This window comes from Tardiphaga sp. 285_C5_N1_2, assembly GCF_052076065.1.
Classification (GTDB): domain Bacteria; phylum Pseudomonadota; class Alphaproteobacteria; order Rhizobiales; family Xanthobacteraceae; genus Tardiphaga; species Tardiphaga robiniae.
In genome coordinates, this window is record NZ_CP197241.1 from 6,189,015 (window position 1) to 6,210,447 (window position 21,433).

Below are 21,433 nucleotides of genomic sequence, written 5' to 3' on the forward strand. Positions count from 1 at the left end.
CCGCGGGACGGTTAACGGTGCCGCGTTACGCCACGTTGGAATAGGGGTGGACGATGAAGTCGCTGGCGTGCAGCTGGGACATGTGCACGTTGTTGAGTTGCAGCGTGTCACCGCCATCGAGATGGATCAGGGTATTGTTTCCCTTCTGCTCGATTCCGCCGGACAGCTCCCAAAGGGTCAGCTTCAAATCGCCGAAGGGGCCTGAAAGATTGGGCACACCACGAATGTGGTCGAGCACGATCTTGTCGGTGCCGACCTCGAAGTCCGTGACGATATCCCTATCGATCGATCCACTATGCGACCCGAAGACGAATTGATCCGAGCCATGGCCACCCGTCAGCGTATCTTTGTTGACCGTTGCGAAGATAACGTCATTTCCGGTCGTGCCGTTCAGTGACACCTGCGTATTGGACTGGAGAGGTGCCGTATTGAAGATGAAATTGACATGTTCGCTAGCGCCGAATCCGTCAGTGACGGTGACGGCAACGGTCGCTTGAGGCGTTTCCGAACTGGTTGGTTTGAAGGTGAAACCATCTTCGAGATAATGATCAATAGACGAGAGTGATCCCGACTTCACCACAGTGCCGTTGATGTCCAGCTTATAGTTCTCACCGCTGGACCAATCTTTGTCCCACACGGACACGTCGGAAATCTTGAAATAGCCGCCGTGGAGCTTGGAAAGCTCAGCCGACGACGTATTGATGTCGGGCGCGTCATTGCTCCAGGTCATCTCGGTGCCACCGTGATGGTCGGAGTCGATGTCGAGATGTTTCAGCACGCCTGGATCGGTCAGCGTGAAATAGTCATTCTTGCCCCAGCCGTAATGCACATCGACGACGCCGTCGTGCTGGTCGAACCAGAGCTGCCAGGGCGAGATGCCCTTCAGGTCGATCGTGTCGCCATAGGACAGACCAGAGACAGTCCCGACGAAGTGAGAGCCGCGATCGAGGATTAACTCGTCGCTGCTGACGCCGGAGAATGTCACATTGGCATCCGACCAGCCGCCGAATTCGAGATTGCCGCCGCTGATTTTCGCGGTGCCGTGACCGGTGACATTGCCGCCGATCTCGAACAGGCCGGCATAGGCTTCAATGGTCCCGTAATTGACCAGATCGCCTTTGATTTCGAGACCGCCGGTGGCCATCGACGCGATCAAACCAAAGTTGATCAGGCTACCCTTGCCGGTGTCGATAATCAGTGCGTGCGAGCAGTCGGATGCGATGATCTTGCCGTCGCATTCATTGACGATGCTGAGCTTGCCGTCGCCGAGCTTGCCGTAGCCGTTGATCGTATTGTCGGCATTGATGAGTTTCGAGCTGAGCGAGTCACCGGTGATCCGGTCGGCGCTTCCGTCGAGCGTCACGGTGCCTTCGCCATCGAGCGTGACCGTACCGTGGATCAGCAGGGTCGCGCCGGCCGTGTGATCATCGATCAGCAGCGTGCCGGTGTTTTGCACGACGCCGTGGACTTCGAGCGTCGTGCCCGGTGCGAGCTGGATATCGCCGTCGTTCACCAGTATGCCGGTGACATTCAGCGTTCCGGTGCCGGTCAAATCGAGCTCGGCCTGGGCACCGATGTGAAGCCCGGCGATTTCCAGCAGGCCGTTGAGATTGAAGGTAACTGTCCCCGTATAGATGTAGACGATCTCGTCTGCCGTCGGGACGATTCCGAGGGACCAGTTGCCCGGCGTGTTCCAGTCACTGTTGACGGCGCCAGTCCAATAGTTGGACGCTCCGTAGGGCGGCGGCGCAGCCAGGATCACATCGGTTGGGCCACTGGCAACCATCTCGGCGGTTCCACCGCCGTCCGTGTAGCTGACGATAACATAGACGGTCACGCCGACATCTGCGGCAGTGAGGACGTAGCTGCTACCTGTGGCCTGCGAAATCGCGACGGGTGCATTGGAGCCGGGGTTCGAGCGACACCATTGGTAGTGAAACGTCCCCAGTCCATCGACATCGGCCACGCTGCCAGTCTGGGCGGTGATCGTCGCGCCTTCTTGGAATGTTCCGGAGATCGTGACCTTGCCGCTGGGCAAATCATTGACCGGCGTAACGGCAAGCTTCGCATGGCCATCAACCGACGTCACGCCGTCGGAGATCCGATACGTAAACGACACGGGTCCGTTGAAATTGGCCGCAGGCGTGAAGGTCCAGGTGCCGTCTTCGTTTGCGGTGAGCGTTCCGCAGCCGTTCGCGACTTCAAGACAGGTCACGTGCAGCGTCTGGCCGTCGAGATCTGTAGCATTTGCCAGCAGCTGCGCTTCTGTGATGACCAGACAGTGGTCTTCCGCGATGGCCGTGAGCGCGACATCACCCTCGACAACCGGCGCGTGGTTCTCACCGGGCGCGACCGTGCCCTCATAGGGGGCACTGAGATTGTTGTGGCTGCTGCCATCGTCGACCTGCACCGTAAAGGTGGGCTGACTCGTGCTGCCGTCACTGACGAAACGGACATGATGTTGGGCGAGTTGGTCGCTCGTGAAGGTGTAGGAGGTCTCTGAGGAGTCCGTCTCGTTGGTTACACTCAGGAGCTGAAACACGGAATTCGTCACCGGCACCCATGCGGAGCCGTCCCACACTTCGAATGTGCCGCCAGTGACGTTGCTCACCGTGAAAGTGAAGTCGGTCGTTCCGTCGGGATCGCTGACCGTGAAGCTTGTATCGCTCAGCACCGTAACGCCGCCGAGGACGACCGCGATCGACGAGCCGGTGATCACCGGCGCGTCGTTGACGCCCGTGATCATAATCGTCTCGGTCTGCGCCACGCTCGCGCCATGCGCATCGATGATATTATAGGTGACCTTGAGGGTCGCGGTCTGGCCTTCGCCGAGATAGGCAAATGCGTTCGGAGCGATTTCCAGCGTGGTGCCGTTGAGCGTCACGCCGACATGCGTGTTGGTCGGCGCACCATTGTTCAGTGAAAATTTCACACCACTCACGGTCAACGTCGCGGTTTCGCCGAGATCGGCGTCGGACGCGCCGGCGAGCAAATCGAAGCTCTGGGCGGCAGTGCTCTGCGTTGCGGCGGCTGTCAGCGCAGATGCAACGACCGGCGCATCATTGGAGCCATCGACCGTGAAGGTCAGCGTCTCATGGGTTGTGTCCGGCCCGGACTGGCTGTCGAAGCCGATGGTGTAGACGGCCTGCTGTCCTGCGCCAAGGAACGTGAAAGCGGCGGGATTATAGGAGACATGGCCGGTTGCCGGATCGACCACGATGAGCGTCTTGAGATCGAGTGCGGCCGGCGTGCCGCTTGGCCCGCTCGCCGAAATGATGCGCGCGGTGCCCGCCACATAGGGCGTTGCCACGTCACCAATGTCTGGATCGTTGATCTGGACCTGGTCCCTGATATCGAAACTGTTCTGGTTGACCGGCAGCGTGACGACGACGGGCGTCACTGTGATGATCGGTGCGGTGTTGAAGCGCGTGAAGGTGACGTCGATCGGCGACGTGTTGGAGCCGTCGCCCTGCAGCTTGATCGGGACGGTGTAGGGCTGGTTCGGCAGAAAATCCGGAATAATGAATTTCAAGGGATCCGGACTGGTGCCGGAATTAGGATCGCCCGGAGATGAACCGCCGCCGGGTCCGCTGCGCGGATTGGCGTTCGGAACGTAGTTCGGGAAATAGGTCTGCAGCGTTTGCTCAATGATCGCCCGTGCGATCGGCGTCAGCGGATCGGCGATGCCTGTGGATGTATCGCCATTGCCGAGCACGCTGGTGACCTGACCGGCCGCATTGACGGTGCCGATCGCCTGGCCGCTGGTCTTGCTATACAGCACATAAGAGCCGGTCACGCCGTTGGGCTCGACCAGAACCTGGAATTTCACCGGCGGTGCGCCGCCCTGTCCGGGCACCTCGAAACCGATTTCGACCAGCACGGCGGTGCCGCGAATGCCCATGGTGGCAACGGGCGTATCGACGCGCATGTTGCCATGCTTGGCAGTTTCGCCGGCAACGAAAGTGATCGTGCCCTGCACGAGGCTGAGCAAAGATGAGTTCGCCGATCCCTGGGGATCGTAGACCATCTCGTTCAGCACCATGCGTGCATTGGCCGAGAGGCCAAACACGGTGCCATCGATGAAAGTCATGGTCAGCGATGAGTCTGCGCCAGCCTGGACCACGTCGCCCTTCTGCACCTGGTCTCCGACATTGAGCATCACAGAGACGCCATTGCGGATGGCAGTCGCGCTGCCGGCTAGCTTGCTAACAGTACCAATGACTTGCGCGGCGGCAGTGGCGCCGCCGCCGAGCTGCGCGACCTGCACTTCACCAACAAGGGCGGTGACGAGGTCGCCGGACAGTTGCGCGCCATCGGGCGACGACAGAGCTGCGCGCAGCGAACCCTTGAAATAGTCGGAGACGACGTGTTCGTGCCCGTCCTTGGACAGCACGAGATCGACGCCGGAGCGCTTGTAGTCGCCGGAGAACAGCAGGTTGGCATCCTGCACGACAATCGCGGAACCGGCCGTATGAGCGGAAAACGTATGGCCAATACTGCCGCCGCCAGCCGTTGGTTCGGCCGGAGCATCGCCAGATTGCGAAAAATCGAATGGACCCGCGTAGTTCAATTTCTACCGCGCATGGTTATGGTTATTAATTAGCTAATTTGCGAGCCATGCATACCACCGCGGGGTGCAATGCGATAGTGGACGTCTGCGCATCACTTTTTCAAGTTATCGCCCGCTTTGTGAAATCATCCGGATACCACTGATCCATATAGTGAATTTTCGTTAACGATGTTCCGAGTTCGGGCTGTGTTCCCGGTTCCGGAAATCGACGCCGCTGGAACGAATGCGTGAGGTAATATAATCCCTCCCGTGCGAGCCTTTCGGCCATTTCGATAAAATTGTCGTCAAGCCGGTTGGCCCCCCTTCAGCCTGTCTGCGAACTTCGCCGACCCGGCTAACCCCTTTTAATCTCGCCGAAAATTAGCCGCCTCAAGATGGCCCCACAAATGATCCGGTCACGTGCGAGCAGCCCTGCTTGCCGATGCCCGGACAGACGGGGCGTCTATGATGTGGACTTCTGCTTTTGCGCGGGTGCGCTGCGCGTCTGTGCTGGCCTTGGGGCTGGCGATTTTCGCGGCACCCACGGATCTCCTGGCCGGAACGGCCTTTCCTGACCAGGCGATCGACGCAGTCGAACGGCCTGCGGAGCCGTTTGGCCTCACCACATCGGCGCTGCCGGAAGGCGAGCTCAAAGCCAAATGGCGCGGGGTGGAACGCGAGCAGGACGACGAGCAGCTTGCCGTCGAGCTTTGTGCCGAGACACCCGTCCGCTGCTCGCCTGAGGCCGCGAAGTTTCTGGATATCGTCGGCGATGCCAGTGCTCGCGATGGTCGCGCCCGCATGGGTGAGGTCAATCGCGCTATCAATCTGGCGGTTCGGCCCGGTGATGATCTTGTGCTCTATGGCGCAACGGATGTCTGGCGCTCGCCGCTGGCGCTGCTCGCCACCGGCGCAGGCGATTGCGAGGACTACGCCATCGCCAAGTTCACCGCGCTGCGCGCCGCGGGCGTCGCCGCGGAGGATCTGCGCGTTGTGATCCTGCGCGATACGCTGCGCCAGGAAGACCACGCTGTTGCGGCCGCCCGTCTCGATGGCCGCTGGTTCATGCTCGACAACCGTCGCATGGCGATGGTCGAGGACGTCAACATGAAGAACACCCGGCCGCTCTTCGTGATGGATCACAACGGCATCCGGCAATATGTCGACGCGCCGCTGCTGGCAGCTACGCAGCGTCCCGTTGCGGATGAAGCAGCTCTGACCACGCTGGCAAGCAATGCCAAAAAGACATCGGGCCGCCCCGCGCTGTAAGCGGAACGGCCCGTATCGATCGAAGGTTTCGATCGCTCGCCTGATTTAGGCCGCGCGAACCTTGGTCAGGAAGTCTGTCACCGCCGATTGCAGCATGCTGGCCTGCCCGTCGAGCTCGCGCGCGCCGCTGAGCACCTGGCCGGCCGCTTGTCCCGTGGCGGAGGCTGCTGCGTTGACGCTGCCGATATTGGTGGCGATTTCGCTGGAGCCCGTGGCTGCGGCCTGAATGTTGCGGGCGATTTCGCGGGTCGCAGCGCCTTGCTCCTCGACAGCTGATGAAATCGCCATCGAAATCTCGCTCATCTTCTCGATGGTCGCACTGATATTGCCGATTGCCGAGACGGCATCTCCGGTCGTCGATTGCATGCTGGCAACCTGCGCCGAGATTTCCTCCGTCGCCTTGGCTGTCTGGGTTGCCAGGGCCTTCACTTCCGAGGCGACAACCGCGAAGCCACGCCCAGCTTCACCCGCGCGGGCAGCCTCGATGGTGGCATTGAGCGCCAGGAGGTTGGTCTGTGCTGCAATCGTGTCGATCAGCTGCACCACAACGCCGATCTTCTCGGCTGCGCCGGACAGGAGCTGAACCGTTGCGTTGGTTCGGTCTGCTTCGCCGACGGCCTGCCGCGCGATCTCGGTCGATTGCGCGACCTGCCGCGAGATTTCCTCGACGGAAGCGGTCAGTTCTTCCGCTGCAGCGGCAACGGTCTGCACGTTGTTCAGCGCCTTCTCGGACGCCATGCTGACGCTGGCGACGCGATCGGTGGTTTCGCTTGCGGTGTTGGTCATGGACGATGCGGTGGCCTGCATTCCGGCCGCGGACGTCGCAACCGATTTCACGACGCCGTTGACGCTTTGCTCGAAGCCATCGGCAAGGCTGTTCATCGCCGACTTGCGTTCGGCGGCGACGCGCTGCTGGACGGCTACCTCTTCCTGCTCGAGGCCGTGCATGCGGATCGCGTTGTCCTTGAACACCTGCACCGTCGTAGCCATCGCACCGATCTCGTCGCGACGGCCGGCGCCGGGGATCTCGGCTTCCAGCTTGCCGTCAGCAAGATCCCGCATGCGGGTGCCGAGCTGGCTCAGCGGCCTCGTGATACTGCGGGCGATGAACCAGGCGATCAGACCGGCAACAACAGCGATACCGAGGATCGCTGTTGCCAGTGACCAGATGATCGGCGTCATCTTGGTATCGAGGTCGTCGAGATAGGCGCCGGTGCCGACGAACAGATTCCAGTCGGGCACGGCAACCGCATAGGAGAACTTGCGGATCAATTCGGTCGTGCCCGGCTTCATGTATTCGTAATACAGCGTGACATCGCCCTTGGCGGCGACGCCGTCGCGCAACTCGCGAGTCAGCGCACGGCCGTTGGTCGGGACGTCCAGCCGGTTGGTGCCGAACTGTTTCGGATCCGGCGTCACCAGCGCGATGCCGTTCATGTCATAGGAGAAGACGTAGCCGTTGCCCTTGTCATAAGTCATCGTGCGGGCGCGCTTGACGAATTCCTGGATTGCAGCATCCTTTGTCAACTCGCCGGCTGTCACCTGCTTCTGCAGACCGAGCGCCATGTTACGAGCCGTTTCGACGATGGCGAGAACCTGCTCCATGCGAGAGCTGCGCATCTCGGCGCTGACGAGGCGCGTCGCCTGCACGCCGGCGAGGCAGAGACCGATCAGAGTGACGGTGACGAGAAGCCCGAGCTTGGCGGAAATCGGCAGGTTATTGAGCAGCTTCACGGAAAAGGTCTCCAGCAATCGCGAGCCATGCTTGGATGGCGGTACAATGTTGCACGATACGCAGATGCGTCTTAGAACTTCCTTAATCGTAATTCTCGGGACTCTCCGACGGTTGTGGCTTGGAAAGTGCGCCGCTTCATCTGCAAATTCAGCGGGCTGCGAGTCGCGCTGACTCAAAATACGCCTTGCGCGGGCGCAGGTTCGGGGCGTCAAATGCCGGCCATAAAAACAAACGGGGAAACGATATGGGGCGTCTCGACAACAAGGTCGCAGTCATCACCGGTGCAACGAGCGGCATCGGATACCGTACGGCGGAAATCTTCATCGCGCAGGGTGCGAAAGTTGTGATTGCCGGGCGTCGCGCGCCGGAAGGCAATGCGCTTGCTTTGAAGCTCGGCGCAAATTGCAGTTTCCGTCAGACCGACGTTACCGATGAAGCGCAGATGAGTGCACTGATCGGTCACGCGGTCGAGAAATTCGGCCGCATCGATTGCCTGTTCAACAATGCCGGCGGTCCGGCGCAAACCGGTGGTATCGAAGGCCTCGACGTCGATCGTTTCGATACGGCGATGGCGACACTCGTACGCAGCGTCATGCTCGGCATGAAACATGCCGCCCCACATATGAAGAAGCAGGGCTCGGGCAGCATCATCAACAATGGCAGTATTGCCGGCAGGCTCGCCGGCTACTCGTCCTCGGTGGTCTACGGCGCCGCCAAGGCCGCGGTCATCCATCTGACCAAATGCGTGGCGATGGAGCTCGGTGAGAGCGGCGTGCGCGTCAACAGCATCTCGCCAGGCGCCATTGCGACCGGAATCTTCGGCAAGGCGCTGGGACTATCGGTGGAAGCAGCCGAGCAGACGCCGGCGCTGATGCGCGAGGCATTCAAGGCTGCACAGCCGATCCCGCGCGCTGGTCTGCCGGACGACATCGCCCATGCCGCCGTCTTCCTCGCCAGCGACGAGTCGTCTTTCGTCAATGGCAACGATCTGGTGGTCGATGGCGGTGTCACGGGCGGTCGCAACTGGAGTCAGCAGCAGCAGGGCTATGTCGCGATGCGCAAGGCGTTCGGCCAGGACAATGGCTGAGGGGCAGGGGGGCGAAGAATGTCCATCACATGCGACGCGATCGTACCGAGGTTGCCTGAAGCCCGCTATGTGTCTGTTGCCGTTGCCGCAGGACTGATGTGTGCGATTGCCGTTGGCAAGGCGCTTCCGGCCACGATGGACGCTATGTCGACTGTTCTTGCGCCCCTCTGCGCTGTCAGCAATGGCTCCAGCGCCAATCCCGGCGATGCGGTGGAACTGATCACGTCGCATGCGCTGCCGAATGTGCCGGGAAAGCGCGTGACCATTGTGCGCGTGTCCTATGGACCCGGCGGCTTCAGCGTGCCGCATCGTCATTCCGGCACGGTGACAGCCTACATCACCAAGGGAGAGATCCGCTCGCAGCTCGGCGGCGGGCCGGTCGAAACCTTCAAGGTTGGGCAGTCATTCTTCGAGCCGCCGGGCTCGACGCATCTCGTCTCGGCCAATGCGAGCAATACGGAGCCGGCCGAGCTGATCGCAGTGTTTGTGGCCGATGAAGGCGCGCAGCTTACGATGCCGCTGGACTAGTTGCGGTGGTCAAGGCTGGCGTCTTTGGCATGACGCGTCCATGCCGTTGCAGGAAGGACAAGCCTGCGGCCGTCACTTGAACGACGGAGCCATGTCCGGCGATGTGCATGCGTGTGGCAAATCCGCGGTCGATGCAGTCTTCCCACACCGTCAGTCGCGGGCACGACGTCCGCCATGCATCGAGCACGTCGGCATGGGATCTGGGTTCGCGCGCGATCCATTCCAGGAGATCAAGGATCAGGGGATCGAGGTCATGGGAATCGAGCTCATGGGGCATGGCGCTGTCTGCCTCCCGCGATCGAGGCCGGCGCAATCCGCACCGACCTATGCTATCGATACGCATATCCGCACATAATAAGAACCGGGAGACAATCCATTGTCCAGAACTTTGCGAGTCTTGCTTGTCGCCGTGGCGACCCTTGCTGCCATGGCCAGTGCGTCCGTTGCGGTGCAAGCGCAGACCAAACCCAAGGTCACGTCGCTGGGGCCCGATTTTCCGAAGACCGAGATCTTCATCGGCAACAGCTTCTTCTATTTCAACAACAGCATGCACAGCCACGTGCTGGGGATGGTGCGCGCTGCCGACCCCGCCAACAGGACGAGCTATCAGGCGACCTCGGTGACCATCGGCGGCTCCGGCTTCGAATGGCACGATGTCGAGAGCTACTTTCGACCCAATGCCATCGCGTCCTATTCCTTCGATGATAATAACAACATCATCTTCAACAAGCGGGAGCGGCTGTTCGATGCTGCGATCATGATGGATTGCAGCCAGTGCCCGATCCATCCCAAGCTGAAGTCGGTCTTTACTGAATATGCGAAAAAGGATGCGGACATCGTCAGGGCGCATGGCGCGAAACCGGTCTTCTTCATGTCCTGGGCCTATGAAGACAAGCCGGAGATGACGCAGCAACTGGCCGAGGCCTATACGGTCGCCGGTAATGATAACAATGCCTTGGTGATTCCGGCAGGTCTGGCATTTGCGAGGGTGCGCGCGAAGCAGCCCGAGCTCAATCTGTACCAGCCCGACAGGCGTCATCCGAGCATGGCAGGCACATACCTTGCGTCCTGCGTGGTCTTCGCCGCGCTGACGGGCCGCTCGCCGGTGGGCAATCCGTATCTCGCGGGTCTCGATGAAGCGACTGCGAAGATGCTGCAGACGGCGGCGTGGGAAACGGCGCAGGATTACTACGGGAAGTAGGCCGCCAGCCTCTCCCCGTCATTGCGACGCAGCGAAGCAATCCAGTCTTTCTTTGCCGAAGTGAAGAGCTGGATTGCCGCGTCGCTTCGCTCCTCGCAATGACGGAGGAAAGGCCTGAGCCGGGCTTACCCCTTCTTCTGCAGATCCGGTGCATTGACGAGCGGAATCGCTACGCGCCCTGGTCCGGTGAGCGGCAGCGCCGCGGCGGCCTTGTCGTTGGCCATGATCTTGGCCATCACGGCCTGGCCCGCGCGCTCGAACACCTCGCGGTTCTCGATCACGAATTGCTGCGACTTGCGCAAAGACGCGATGTAGCCGTTGATCTCCGGCACCACATAGCGCGCCACCATGTCCCAGCTGCGCCTCGTGTTCTCCGGATTGGCCCAGTCATGCACGAAGCCGATGATGGTGCCGACACCGCCTGAGACCTGCATCAGGTTCTTGATGGTCTTGATGAGGTCATCCGGCGTGCCGATGGTCGAGGCCGCATTCTCGCCGCCCGCCGTCTTTTCGACTGCGTCCTCGGGTGAGGTGAAGGGCTGCAGGCCCGGCCGCTGCAGCGTGCCGACATTGTATTCGTTGTGCCAGCGCATCAGGCCGGGGCCGGCCTCGCGCGCGGCCTGTTCGCGCGTCTCGGCGATGTGCCAGGACAGCAGCACACGCCAGTTGGCGCGGTCCACCGTGGTGCCGTGCTTCTTCGCGGCATCCTCCGCAAAGCCCCATTGCGTCGGCAGCGCCATCAATCCCTGCGTCGACATCGAGCCGAGCGAGATGATGCCGATGCCGTATTTGCCGGCCAGCGTCATCCCCGACGGCGAGATCTGCGACGCAACCACGAAGGGCATCTCCTCCTGCAGCGGCAGGATCTGCAGCGCGGCATCGTTCATGGTGAACCAGTCGCTCTTCGCGGTGACGCGTTCGCCGTTGAACAGCCGACGGATGATGGCGATGGCTTCGTCCTGGCGGTCGCGCTGGGTCATCGGGTCGATGCCAAGCGTATGCGCGTCGGAAGCGAGAGCCCCGGGGCCGGAACCGAAAATGGCGCGACCGCCGGTCATGTGGTCGAGCTGCACCATGCGTTGCGCGACATTGTAGGGATGATGATAGGGCAGCGAGATCACGCCGGTCCCCAGGCGAATGCGCTTGGTACGTTCGCCTGCCGCGGCGAGGAACATTTCCGGCGAGGCGATCATCTCCCAGCCCGACGAATGATGCTCGCCGCACCAGAATTCATCGTAGCCGAGCGCATCGAGCTGCTCGACGAGATCGAGGTCCCGCCGGAACTGCAGCATCGGATGTTCGCCGATCGGATGATGCGGTGCGAGAAAGGCGCCGAACTTCACGCGAGCCATAGTGTTTCCTCTTTGTAATGTTTTTTAATGTTTTCGTTGCGCGCAGCCTATGGCCACATGTCGCGGCATTCAATGCAGTCCGCTGCATGGCCGCGACGCGCTGCCGCACAATGCCGTCTTGCGGAACGATCGGGCGGATCACCATTTGATGCCTGCACCGCAGCGTTTTCCGCAGGCGGGCAGGAGGACCAATGAGCTACTTCAAAACCGCGATTCTGCTGGCTGGCATGACCGCCCTGTTCATGGGTGTCGGCTATCTCATGGGCGGCGCGTCGGGTGCGATGATCGCGCTGGTGGTCGCCGCCGGCATGAACATGTTCGCCTACTGGAATTCGGATCGCGCGGTGTTGTCGATGCACGGCGCCCAGCCGGTTGATGCACGTAACGCGCCGGACCTGTATCGCATGGTCGGCGAGCTCGCCCACAATGCCGGCCTGCCGATGCCCAAGATTTACATCATGGACAATCCGCAGCCGAACGCCTTTGCGACCGGCCGGAATCCGGAGAACGCGGCCGTTGCCGTGACCACCGGCCTGATGCAGCAGTTGTCGCGCGAGGAACTCGCAGGCGTGGTGGCGCATGAGCTGGCGCATATCAAGCATCACGACACGTTGCTGATGACCATCACAGCGACCATCGCCGGTGCGATTTCGATGATCGCGCAGTTCGGCATGTTCTTCGGTGGCAACCGTAACAATAATGGCCCGGGCGTCATCGGTCAGATCGCACTGATGATCCTGGCGCCGCTTGCGGCCATGCTGGTGCAGATGGCGATCAGCCGCACGCGTGAATATGCCGCCGACGAGATGGGCGCGCGGATCTGCGGCCAGCCAATGTGGCTCGCTTCGGCGCTGGCGAAGATCGACAACGCCGCGCATCAGATTCCGAACGAGGATGCCGAGCGCGCGCCGGCGACAGCGCATATGTTCATCATCAATCCGTTGTCGGGGCGTGCCATGGACAATCTGTTCACCACGCATCCCGCGACGCAGAATCGAATCGCAGCGCTGCAGCAGCTTGCGGGGCAGATGGGTGCTCAGTCGCAGGTACCGACGCGATCCGCGCCTCAAGCAACTGGCCCGTGGAACAGCGGTCAATCGCGTCCGCGCGGTCCGTGGGGGTAAAACCCGTTTGGACTTAACGAGATTGGTCGCCGCGCAGCACCGTTCGGTTCAATGAAAACCGGACATGGCTGCGCGGCCATTCGCTGCGCTTTAGTCCGCTTGTTTACATGTCCCAAATCGTCATCGTGTGCGCTCCTGAAACGGGGACGCATGACTCATGCTCGGACGCATTCTGACGGTTGGCTTGTTTGTTCTGTTCGGTGCGTGTGCGGCACAGGCCGATGCGACGATTCCAAACAAGGATGTTCCCGGCGCGCGCGATAGCGCGTTGTTGAAGCGTTATGACGGTTCCTTCATCATCAGCTACGAGCGCCTCGCCTTCACTGACTTCACCATCCCGCTGTCGAAACTGGAAAAGACCGGCGATAGCGATCGCGATCGGATGAACAATCAGGTCTACAAGCCGAACAAGCTGCTTGAAGTGGAAGGCGCACGTACGCGCATCACCTATCTGCTGCCGGCCAACCGCTCGCCGCTCGAAGTGCTGCGGAACTATCAGGATGTGGTCAAGGCAGCCGGCGGCGAGGTGCTCTATAGCTGCAAGACCGATGACTGCGGCGGCGATCCGACGCGCTCGGCTGCGGGCGGCGGCGGCGATATGAGCCTGCTGATGTATTTCGTCACTGAGGCGCAGTTGAAAGACGGTGATTTCTCCAATGGCAAATGCGCCATGGCGTCTCATCTCGACGATCAGCGCTTCTTCGCTGCCAAGATCCCGCAAGCTGGCGGCGAAGCCTATGTCACCGTGCAGACCTATCTCGTGAAGGACGATCTCTACTGCAAGGCCTTCAACGAACGCACCGTGGCCGTCGTGCATATCGTCGAGCCGAAGCCGCGTGAGCAGAAGATGGTGGTGGTAAAGGCCGACGAGATGGCGAAGACCATCGGCTCTACCGGCCGCGTTGCGCTGTACGGGATATTCTTCGATACGAGCAAGGCCGACCTGAAGCCGGAATCGTCGCCGACCCTGCAGGAGATTGCAGGGCTTCTGTCATCCGATCCGAAGCTTGCCGTGCTGATCGTTGGCCATACCGATAATCAGGGCGCCTATGACTACAATCTCGATCTGTCGCGCCGCCGCGCCGAGTCGGTGGTCGCAGCGCTCACTACGAGCTTTCGTGCAGACGGCAAGCGCCTGCGCGCAGCCGGTGTCGGCATGCTCGCACCTGCAGCATCGAATGACCAGGATGACGGCCGCGCCAGGAACCGGCGTGTGGAAGTCGTGAAGCTGAACTGATCGCAACGGATGTTGGGGGTGGGTGGGCTCGCCGGTGTCAGGTCCTTCGGATAGGCGCTGTTCTATTGGAGAAGAGATATCTCTCCAGATTCGACCAAAGCCCAATAGTGTCGAAGAGGCCCACGGGGATATTGGTATCGGAAGTTGATGGAAAGGTTGTTGCCCGGACAGATAGAAGGGTAATTGCATGACGCCCGATGCCGTCGCCTTGGCCTCTATGGTCCTTCTGATTTTCTCGATGGGCTTCTTTCTGCTGTCGTCACCGGCCTTTCTGCTGGTGAGGCTGGATATCCCGGAAGTGACTCAGTTACTGCGGGGCCTGTTCCGCTCTTATTTTCTGATGGTCGCTATCGCCGGTGTCATCGCGACAACGGCCTTTGCACTGGCTGGTCGACTGGTTTTCACCATCGGCATCGGCTTGATCGCGGCTTTTGCGATCTGGGCGCGGGGCTGGTTCTTGCGGCGGATGGATAGTCAGATGAGCGCACGAGACGCCGGTGATGCCGAGGCCGTGCGCCGGCTCCGACGGATGCATTGGGGCGGCATGCTGTCGAACGCATTCCAGCTTGCCGCCATTATCGGCAGCATCCCCTATGTCATGTCGGCCTGATCAGCCTCGCGGCACAGCGATGTGCTGACGATAAAGCGCGATGGAGAATGCAGATGAGCAAGTTCTCATGGCGGTGGTTGTCGCGTCAGAAGCCTAAGCCTTCGAATGCTGGGTCTCTGGATGCCGCGCAGGGTACCGAACGATTTGCAGGCAGCGATCGGCGCCAACTGCTCCAGGCGCTGTCGGCCATCGCCGCCGGCGGCGCTTTGGCCGCGCTACCGCAAAGCTCGGATGCGAAAGATGCGAGCGAGCTGCCACCGCCCAAGCGGGTCGTGACCGGCCGCGATGAAGCCGGCAAGTCGGTGTTCAAGTCCTTCGATGTCACATCCAAGGTCGTGGAGATCGATGCCAATCCCGGCCTGACATTCTACGAACTCTACATGACCGAGGGAGTGCCCGGCCTCACCGGCCTGGAGCCGGACCCGATGCTCAAGGGAACGCGCGCTTTTCCCGGCCCGGGAGGAACGATGTTTCGTCTGATTTCGTATCCGCCCAAGCGGCTCGAAGGCTGGAAGCCGCCGCCCGGCGTCACAATGGAAAGCGGGCTGCGCGAGTTGTCGGACAAGGTCCCGGGCATGGGGGATCATTTCGAGCGCGATGCGCCAGGCATGCACACGTCGGATACGATCGATTACGGAGTCGTGGTTCGCGGCGAGATGACGCTGGAATTGGACGATGGACAGAAAGTCCATTTGCGTCAGGGCGACTGCGTCGTGCAGAACGGAACACGCCATCGCTGGCGCAACCCGTTGCCGGAGCCGTGTCTCATGGCGTTCATCTCGATTGGTGGCAAGCGCGGCTAGGACCTGGGCATGCCACGCGTGACGTCAGGCCACGAATCCATGTGGCCATGGCGCTTCTGCGCTACCGCGCCGTCATCCTGTTCCATGCATCCAGCCCGGCGATCTTGTAGGCCTCGGCCAGCGTCGGATAGTTGAACGTGTTCTGGATGAAGTAGTCGATCGTGCCTTTCAGGTTGAGCACGGCCTGGCCGATATGGATCAGCTCGGTCGCGCCTTCGCCCAGAATATGCACGCCGAGCAGGCGGCGGGTCTTGGTCGAGAAGATCATCTTCATCATGCCGCTATCCAGGCCCATGATATGTCCGCGCGAGGTCTCGCGAAACCGCGCGACGCCGACTTCATAGGGAATACCCTTCTGGCGGACTTCCTCTTCGGTGAGTCCGGTCGTGGAAATCTCCGGCACCGAATAGATGCCGTAGGGAAAGAACTCCGGGGGCGCCAGCGGCTCCATCCCGAGCGCGTGGCAGGCGGCAACGCGGCCTTGCTCCATCGATGTGGAGGCCAGTGAAGGAAAGCCGATGACATCGCCCGCCGCATAGATATGCGGCACGCTGGTCTGCAGCGTTACGGGATCGACGGCAATGCGACCGCGGTGATCGACGGCGATGCCGGCAGCATCGAGATTGAGTCGGTCGGTCGCGCCGACGCGGCCGGCGGCGAACAGTAACATCTCGGACGTGACGTTGCGGCCGTCAGCGAGCCGGGTGACGATCTGGCCATGTGCGTTCTGCTCGATCGCATTGACCTTGGAGCCGAGCCGTAGCGCGACATTGCGGTCGCGCAGCTCGTGCATGAATTCGTCGATCAGCTCCTTGTCGATGAAGTCGAGAAAGGTCGGCCGCGGTTCGATCAGGGTGACGGCGACATCGAGCGCGCTGAAGATGGTCGCATATTCGACGCCGATCACGCCGGCGCCGATGACTGCGAGGCTGCGCGGCAGTTTCGGCAGGTCGATGATCTCGTCGCTGTCGAACACGGTCTTGTTGTCGAACGGCACGTAATCCGGCCGGAACGGGCGGGTGCCGCAGGCAATCAGGATATGGCCGGCGGTGACATTCTTGATCTCGTTCTTCTCATTGGCGATCTCGATCTGGTGCGGTCCGGTGAAACGTGCCTCGCCGATCGCCGTCTTTACGGCATTGCGGCTGAACTGATGCTCCAGCACCTCGACCTCGTGGTCGAGTGTCTTCTGCAGCCGCACAATCAGGTCGTGGGCGTCGATGTCCTGTTTCACCCGATAGGAACGGCCGTAGAAGCCGCGCTCGCGCCAGCCGGACAGGTTGAGCACGGTCTCGCGCAGGGTCTTCGATGGAATGGTGCCGGTATGGACCGAGACGCCGCCGACCCGCCGGCCCTTCTCCACCACCAGCACGGATTTACCGAGCTTGGCGAACTGGACGGCTGCGCGCCGGCCAGAGGGACCGGAGCCGATCACGATCATGTCGTAGTCATACATCGAAGAGGCCTCGAAACCGGAAGGGCCGGCATATGCAATCGTCTCGCCATGCAGCAATCGGGCCACAGGCGGCATCTTCCTGCACGAGGAATGCAAATTCGGTGTGACTTGGACGGGGAGATCGACCTGCGAAGCCGGGCCTGCGGTCAGCGCGCCACCAATTCCGACGGGAGAGTTCAATTGAATAAAGCTACCTCCGAGGTAATCGACGCGATGACTGGAAGCTGGGATCAAAGTGGGCGGCTGCTTCAGGCCGAACCGTTGAACGAGGCGCTCCATGCACCAGATCGTTGCCAATCCTGTCGACTCCGTGCGCCGCTGGTGGGTGCTGGCGATCGTCGTTGCGGCGCAGTTCATGTTTGGGGTCGATGCCTTCATCGTCAATGTCGCGATCCCAACCATCGCGGTCGAGCTTCGTGCCAGCGCGGCGCAGATCGAGGCTGTGATTGCGGTCTATCTGATCGGATATGCGACGCTGGTGATCACCGGTGGTCGGCTCGGTGATATCTACGGCACTAGGAACACCTTTCTCGCCGGCGTGCTTGGCTTCACCCTGACGTCACTGTGGTGCGGGCTCGCGCAATCCGGACCGGAGCTGATTCTGGCGCGGCTGGCGCAGGGCGCCACTGCAGCGCTGATGGTGCCGCAGGTGCTGGCCACCATCCATGTGCTGTTTGTGGATGAAGCCCGCGCCCGCGCCTTCGCTGTTTACGGCATCGTGCTTGGCCTTGCCGGCGCCGCGGGCTTTCTGCTCGGTGGCCTGCTGGTGACGATGGATCTTGCAGGCCTCGGCTGGCGTGCGGTGTTCTTCGTCAATGTACCGGTGGGGCTTGTCATCATCGCGGCGGCGTGGCGGCTGATGCCATCCGTTCCTCGCCGTCCAGGCACGCGGCTGGATATACGGGGTGCGCTGGTGCTGTTCGCCGGGTTGCTCGGTCTGATCGGCCCGCTGCTGTTCGGGTACGAATTGCACTGGGCGCCGTCTGTATGGCTGGCGATGGCTATGGGTGCGGCAGTGATCGTCGGCTTCGTCAGGCTGGAGCGCCGTGTCGCGCTGCGTGGTGGCATGCCGCTGATCGATCTGGCGTTGCTCGCGGATGCTGCTTTCATGCGCGGGCTGTGCGCGGTGTTCTTTTTCTTCTTCGCCAATCTGTCATTTTACCTGGCGATGACATTGTTCATGCAGAATACGCTGCACATGCCGCCGCTGCGGGCCGGTTTTATTTTCGTACCGCTGGCGCTGGCCTTCGTTGTCGCATCCCGTCACAGCGGCATGCGGTCACGCCATCGTGGCACGCTGGTGCTGATCGAGGGCTGCGTGGTGCAGGTCATCGGTCTCGCCGCGCTGGCTGCAACGGTGCTGGCCGTGAATGCGTCATCTGCATCGCTGCTGGCGGTACCGCTTGCCGTGTTCGGTTACGGCCAGGGTCTGGTCATGGCGCCGCTGTCCAGTGCCGTGCTGTCAACCGTACAAACGTCGAGCGCGGGAGCTGGCTCGGGCATGTACGGCACCACGACACAAATCGCCAATGCAGCCGGCGTTGCTGCGATCGGCGCGGTCTATTTCGCGGTGCAATCCGAGGCATCGGCAGTCATCGCGCTGCTCGCAAGCTTCGCATTGTGCGTGTTGTCGGTCGCCGCCTGTGCGGGCTTTCTGCTATGGATGCGCCGCGCGGGCAACGTATAGAATTCCAGCACGGCGTTTGATCGTCCAGCACGCGCCTTGACAGGTCAATCGCGATGGCTTGATATTGGGGCATGGGGACAAAGCGATCTCCCCACGAGGCGACATGCCCAAGTATCGCGTCCCGCATTCCTGCAAGGACGCGCCATGTCATCGATTAACAGCATTTCCGTTGAAAAACTCGTTCGCCTGATCGGGACGCCGAAATGTCCCGCGCTCGTCGATGTTCGCACCGACGAGGATTTCGCCCTGTCGCCGTTTCTCCTGCCAGGTTCGGTCCGGCGGCCATTTGGCGACGTGAATGGCTGGGCCGCGGCGCTGCGCGGTCGGTCCGCCATGGTGATCTGCCAGAAAGGTCTCAAGCTCAGTCACGGCGTTGCCGCGCTGCTGCGCGATGCTGGTATCCCGGCAGAGGTTCTGGAAGGCGGGTATCTCGCATGGGAGAGTGCGAGCCTGCCGCGCGTTCCCACCGGCAAGTTGCCGCCACAAAACCCGCAGGGCCGCACTTTGTGGGTGACGCGCGAACGGCCAAAGATCGACCGCATTGCCTGTCCCTGGCTGATCCGGCGTTTCATCGATCCGGCGGCGCTGTTCATGTTCGTTGCGCCGTCGGAAGTGTCGGCAGTCGGCGAGAAATTCGATGCTGCGCCCTTCGATATCGAAGGCGTGTTCTGGAGCCATCGCGGCGAGCTCTGTACCTTCGATGTGATGATCGAGGAATTCGGCCTCACCACGCCGCCGTTGCTGCGGCTGGCTACCATTGTCCGCGCAGCGGATACAGCACGGCTCGATCTCGCCCCGGAAGCGCCGGGCCTGCTGGCGGCGTCACTCGGCCTGTCGCGGATGTATGCCGACGATCTCGAACAGCTTGAGGCTGGACTGAATTTGTACGATGCGTTCTATCGCTGGTGCCGAGATGCCAGCACCGAAACCCACAACTGGCCGACAGCAAAGACGAAAGCTTGAGATGGCGGAAGCAACTTCGGTCACACCACCGGCCATTCCCGAGCCGCAGACCCACGGCGTTTCCTTCTCGGAGGCATTTTCGGTGTGGCTCCGGATCGCGTTGCTTTCCTTCGGCGGTCCGGCCGGGCAGATCGCGGTGATGCATCGCATCCTGGTCGACGAGAAGCGCTGGGTGTCGGAAAGCCGTTTTCTGCATGCGCTGAACTATTGCATGCTATTGCCGGGCCCGGAGGCGCAGCAGCTCGCCACCTATATCGGCTGGCTGATGCACCGGACCGCCGGCGGGCTGATGGCCGGCGGGCTGTTCATCCTTCCCGGTGCAATCTGCATCATGGTGCTGAGCTGGATTTACGCTGTGTTCGGCAATGTCGGCATCGTCGCGGCGCTGTTCTTCGGTTTGAAGGCCGCAGTGCTCGCGATCGTGCTGCAGGCGGTGGTGCGGGTCGGTAGTCGCGCGCTGAAGAACGATGTGATGCGCGCGCTGGCGGCCATCGCCTTCCTCGCGATCTTCTTTCTCGACGTGCCGTTCCCGGTGATCGTTTTCGGTGCGGCAGCAATTGGCTTTCTCGGCGGTCGGGCCGGTCTGCCCGCCTTCACGGTAAGTGTGGGCCACGGCTCATCAGGCGGCGGTGATGCTGATAGTTTGCTCGGAGATCAACTTCCTCTCCATGCCCGGCCGAGCGTACGGCAGTCGCTCACCGTTGCGGTCGTCTGGCTGGTGCTGTGGCTCACGCCCGTCGCTGTGCTGCTCGTGGCGTTCGGCAGCAATGACGTGTTCAGCCAGATTGCCGTTTTCTTCTCCAAGATGGCGATGGTCACCTTTGGCGGTGCCTATGCGGTTCTCGCTTATGTCGCGCAGCAGGCCGTCGATCACTACGCATGGCTGAAGCCGGGCGAGATGCTCGATGGCCTTGGCATGGCCGAAACCACGCCTGGTCCGTTGATCATGGTGCTGCAATTCGTGGGCTTCATGGCTGCTTTCCGCGCACCGGGGATGTTGCCGCCGCTGCTGGCGGGCACGCTTGGTGGATTGCTCGCGACCTGGGTGACCTTTGCGCCGTGCTTTCTCTGGATTTTCCTCGGGGCGCCGTTCGTCGAAACTCTTCGTGGCAACCGTGCGCTGAGCGCCGCGCTGGCGGCGATTACCGCCGCAGTGGTCGGCGTCATCCTCAACCTGGCGATATGGTTCGCCATCCACACGATGTTTCGGGAGGTGAAACCTGTTCGCACGCTCGGACTCAGCTTCGACATGCCGGTTCTGCAGAGCGTCAATGGATGGGCTGTCGCGCTGTCGGTCGCGGCGCTGCTTGGGGTCTTCTATCTGAGGATTGGTTTGCTGCAGATCCTGTTGGCTTGTGCAGGCGCGGGTGTGCTTTTGCACATCGTCGGTCTGGTGTGACGTCAATCGCGAAACCGTGTGCGGAACCGGTAATTGACGGCCGACGGAACAGGAACGTTTCGAACCACGTCGCGTTGAAGGCCGTTCACTCAACAGGAGCTGACCATGCGGAAAACCATTCTTGTTGCGATCTGCGCCACGGCCATCGGCGCTACTCCGTTCGCAGCCTTTGCCCAGGCGACCGGCCCGTCCGGCCAGGATTCGACCAAGATGGGCACCGGCACGACGGCGAAGGAAGGCGAGACCAAGGCCACGGGCACCCAGGGAATGTCGAAAAATAGCGCGAAGAAGGATTCCATGCACAAGGACGGCATGAAGAAAGACAAGATGATGAAGAACGAGATGAAACAATAACTCGTCATCTCTCCCCGACTCGCCCCGTATGGCGTGGCCATGTTATGGCCGGCCCTGCGGGGCTTCCTTTGCAATATAG

17 protein-coding genes are annotated in these 21,433 nt (G+C 61.5%); 12 read left to right on the forward strand and 5 right to left on the reverse strand.

Annotated elements, in window-relative coordinates; genetic code table 11:
* Positions 1 to 25: 25 nt before the first annotated feature.
* The gene (locus tag AB7951_RS29365; protein WP_120287519.1) at positions 26 to 4,570 is read right to left on the reverse strand and encodes a cadherin-like domain-containing protein; all 4,545 of its coding nucleotides are present in this window, start codon (positions 4,568 to 4,570) and stop codon (positions 26 to 28) included.
* 444 nt (positions 4,571 to 5,014) lie between these two features.
* Between AB7951_RS29365 and AB7951_RS29370 the strand changes: the two genes are divergently transcribed.
* The gene (locus AB7951_RS29370) at positions 5,015 to 5,818 is read left to right on the forward strand and encodes a transglutaminase-like cysteine peptidase (protein WP_309941994.1); all 804 of its coding nucleotides are present in this window, start codon (positions 5,015 to 5,017) and stop codon (positions 5,816 to 5,818) included.
* A gap of 45 nt (positions 5,819 to 5,863) precedes the next feature.
* On the opposite strand, the gene AB7951_RS29375 is transcribed toward AB7951_RS29370, so the two are convergent.
* On the reverse strand, positions 5,864 to 7,552 hold the full coding sequence (locus AB7951_RS29375) for a methyl-accepting chemotaxis protein (protein WP_120288065.1): 1,689 nt from the start codon (positions 7,550 to 7,552) through the stop codon (positions 5,864 to 5,866).
* A 245-nt stretch (positions 7,553 to 7,797) separates the two neighbouring features.
* Between AB7951_RS29375 and AB7951_RS29380 the strand changes: the two genes are divergently transcribed.
* Both AB7951_RS29380 and AB7951_RS29385 read left to right on the forward strand, forming a co-directional pair.
* Complete coding sequence (locus tag AB7951_RS29380; protein WP_120287518.1) at positions 7,798 to 8,640, forward strand: glucose 1-dehydrogenase; 843 nt, start codon at positions 7,798 to 7,800, stop codon at positions 8,638 to 8,640.
* 18 nt (positions 8,641 to 8,658) lie between these two features.
* Positions 8,659 to 9,168 carry a cupin domain-containing protein gene (locus tag AB7951_RS29385; RefSeq protein WP_120287517.1) on the forward strand — a complete coding sequence of 170 codons (510 nt, stop codon included), beginning with the start codon at positions 8,659 to 8,661 and terminating at the stop codon, positions 9,166 to 9,168.
* Here AB7951_RS29385 and AB7951_RS29390 read toward each other — a convergent pair.
* Complete coding sequence (locus AB7951_RS29390; protein WP_120287516.1) at positions 9,149 to 9,445, reverse strand: hypothetical protein; 297 nt, start codon at positions 9,443 to 9,445, stop codon at positions 9,149 to 9,151. The two genes, AB7951_RS29385 and AB7951_RS29390, sit on opposite strands and share 20 nt — an antisense overlap.
* A 150-nt stretch (positions 9,446 to 9,595) precedes the next feature.
* On the opposite strand from AB7951_RS29390, the gene AB7951_RS29395 reads away from it, so the two are divergent.
* Positions 9,596 to 10,369: a DUF4886 domain-containing protein gene (locus AB7951_RS29395; RefSeq protein ID WP_120288064.1), complete on the forward strand. Its 774-nt coding sequence runs from the start codon at positions 9,596 to 9,598 to the stop codon at positions 10,367 to 10,369.
* Between the two features lie 125 nt (positions 10,370 to 10,494).
* Here AB7951_RS29395 and AB7951_RS29400 read toward each other — a convergent pair whose 3' ends face one another.
* Entirely contained in the window at positions 10,495 to 11,721 is a 1,227-nt protein-coding gene (locus AB7951_RS29400) for an LLM class flavin-dependent oxidoreductase (RefSeq protein WP_120287515.1), read from the reverse strand.
* Between the two features lie 191 nt (positions 11,722 to 11,912).
* Between AB7951_RS29400 and htpX the strand changes: the two genes are divergently transcribed.
* The 4 genes from htpX (at position 11,913) to AB7951_RS29420 (ending at position 15,495) form a co-directional block, all read left to right on the forward strand.
* On the forward strand, positions 11,913 to 12,845 hold the full coding sequence (gene htpX / locus AB7951_RS29405; protein ID WP_120287514.1) for a zinc metalloprotease HtpX: 933 nt from the start codon (positions 11,913 to 11,915) through the stop codon (positions 12,843 to 12,845).
* A gap of 157 nt (positions 12,846 to 13,002) precedes the next feature.
* Positions 13,003 to 14,082: a DUF4892 domain-containing protein gene (locus AB7951_RS29410; RefSeq protein WP_120287513.1), complete on the forward strand. Its 1,080-nt coding sequence runs from the start codon at positions 13,003 to 13,005 to the stop codon at positions 14,080 to 14,082.
* Positions 14,083 to 14,269: 187 nt separating this feature from the next.
* Positions 14,270 to 14,692, forward strand: a complete 423-nt coding sequence (locus AB7951_RS29415) for a hypothetical protein (RefSeq protein ID WP_089263479.1) — start codon at positions 14,270 to 14,272, stop codon at positions 14,690 to 14,692.
* A 53-nt stretch (positions 14,693 to 14,745) separates the two neighbouring features.
* Positions 14,746 to 15,495 (forward strand): cupin domain-containing protein, encoded by a 750-nt coding sequence (locus AB7951_RS29420; RefSeq protein ID WP_309942008.1) that lies wholly within the window; start codon positions 14,746 to 14,748, stop codon positions 15,493 to 15,495.
* Between the two features lie 61 nt (positions 15,496 to 15,556).
* Here AB7951_RS29420 and sthA read toward each other — a convergent pair whose 3' ends face one another.
* Positions 15,557 to 16,951, reverse strand: a complete 1,395-nt coding sequence (gene sthA, locus AB7951_RS29425) for a Si-specific NAD(P)(+) transhydrogenase (RefSeq protein ID WP_120288062.1) — start codon at positions 16,949 to 16,951, stop codon at positions 15,557 to 15,559.
* 277 nt (positions 16,952 to 17,228) lie between these two features.
* Between sthA and AB7951_RS29430 the strand changes: the two genes are divergently transcribed.
* From AB7951_RS29430 to AB7951_RS29445, 4 genes are all read left to right on the forward strand, one after another.
* A complete protein-coding gene (locus AB7951_RS29430) occupies positions 17,229 to 18,638 on the forward strand; it encodes an MFS transporter (protein ID WP_120287512.1) in 1,410 nt (469 codons plus the stop codon).
* 144 nt (positions 18,639 to 18,782) lie between these two features.
* Positions 18,783 to 19,601, forward strand: coding sequence for a sulfurtransferase/chromate resistance protein (locus AB7951_RS29435; RefSeq protein WP_120287511.1), 819 nt, complete (start codon positions 18,783 to 18,785; stop codon positions 19,599 to 19,601).
* 1 nt (position 19,602) lies between these two features.
* Positions 19,603 to 21,000: a chromate efflux transporter gene (gene chrA / locus AB7951_RS29440; RefSeq protein WP_120287510.1), complete on the forward strand. Its 1,398-nt coding sequence runs from the start codon at positions 19,603 to 19,605 to the stop codon at positions 20,998 to 21,000.
* A 105-nt stretch (positions 21,001 to 21,105) separates the two neighbouring features.
* Positions 21,106 to 21,354 (forward strand): hypothetical protein, encoded by a 249-nt coding sequence (locus AB7951_RS29445; protein ID WP_093757628.1) that lies wholly within the window; start codon positions 21,106 to 21,108, stop codon positions 21,352 to 21,354.
* Positions 21,355 to 21,433: the final 79 nt, after the last annotated feature.

Excerpts from the sequence above, each read along its gene's own strand:
- AB7951_RS29390 (WP_120287516.1), bottom strand. The coding sequence starts at position 9,445 with ATGCCCCATGAGCTCGATTCCCATGACCTCGATCCCCTGATCCTTGAT.
- AB7951_RS29445 (WP_093757628.1), top strand. The coding sequence starts at position 21,106 with ATGCGGAAAACCATTCTTGTTGCGATCTGCGCCACGGCCATCGGCGCT.
- AB7951_RS29380 (WP_120287518.1), top strand. The coding sequence starts at position 7,798 with ATGGGGCGTCTCGACAACAAGGTCGCAGTCATCACCGGTGCAACGAGC.
- AB7951_RS29415 (WP_089263479.1), top strand. The coding sequence starts at position 14,270 with ATGACGCCCGATGCCGTCGCCTTGGCCTCTATGGTCCTTCTGATTTTC.
- AB7951_RS29410 (WP_120287513.1), top strand. The coding sequence starts at position 13,003 with ATGCTCGGACGCATTCTGACGGTTGGCTTGTTTGTTCTGTTCGGTGCG.
- AB7951_RS29370 (WP_309941994.1), top strand. The coding sequence starts at position 5,015 with ATGATGTGGACTTCTGCTTTTGCGCGGGTGCGCTGCGCGTCTGTGCTG.
- htpX (WP_120287514.1), top strand. The coding sequence starts at position 11,913 with ATGAGCTACTTCAAAACCGCGATTCTGCTGGCTGGCATGACCGCCCTG.
- AB7951_RS29430 (WP_120287512.1), top strand. The coding sequence starts at position 17,229 with ATGCACCAGATCGTTGCCAATCCTGTCGACTCCGTGCGCCGCTGGTGG.
- chrA (WP_120287510.1), top strand. The coding sequence starts at position 19,603 with ATGGCGGAAGCAACTTCGGTCACACCACCGGCCATTCCCGAGCCGCAG.
- AB7951_RS29420 (WP_309942008.1), top strand. The coding sequence starts at position 14,746 with ATGAGCAAGTTCTCATGGCGGTGGTTGTCGCGTCAGAAGCCTAAGCCT.
- AB7951_RS29385 (WP_120287517.1), top strand. The coding sequence starts at position 8,659 with ATGTCCATCACATGCGACGCGATCGTACCGAGGTTGCCTGAAGCCCGC.
- sthA (WP_120288062.1), bottom strand. The coding sequence starts at position 16,951 with ATGTATGACTACGACATGATCGTGATCGGCTCCGGTCCCTCTGGCCGG.
- AB7951_RS29435 (WP_120287511.1), top strand. The coding sequence starts at position 18,783 with ATGTCATCGATTAACAGCATTTCCGTTGAAAAACTCGTTCGCCTGATC.
- AB7951_RS29395 (WP_120288064.1), top strand. The coding sequence starts at position 9,596 with ATGGCCAGTGCGTCCGTTGCGGTGCAAGCGCAGACCAAACCCAAGGTC.
- AB7951_RS29400 (WP_120287515.1), bottom strand. The coding sequence starts at position 11,721 with ATGGCTCGCGTGAAGTTCGGCGCCTTTCTCGCACCGCATCATCCGATC.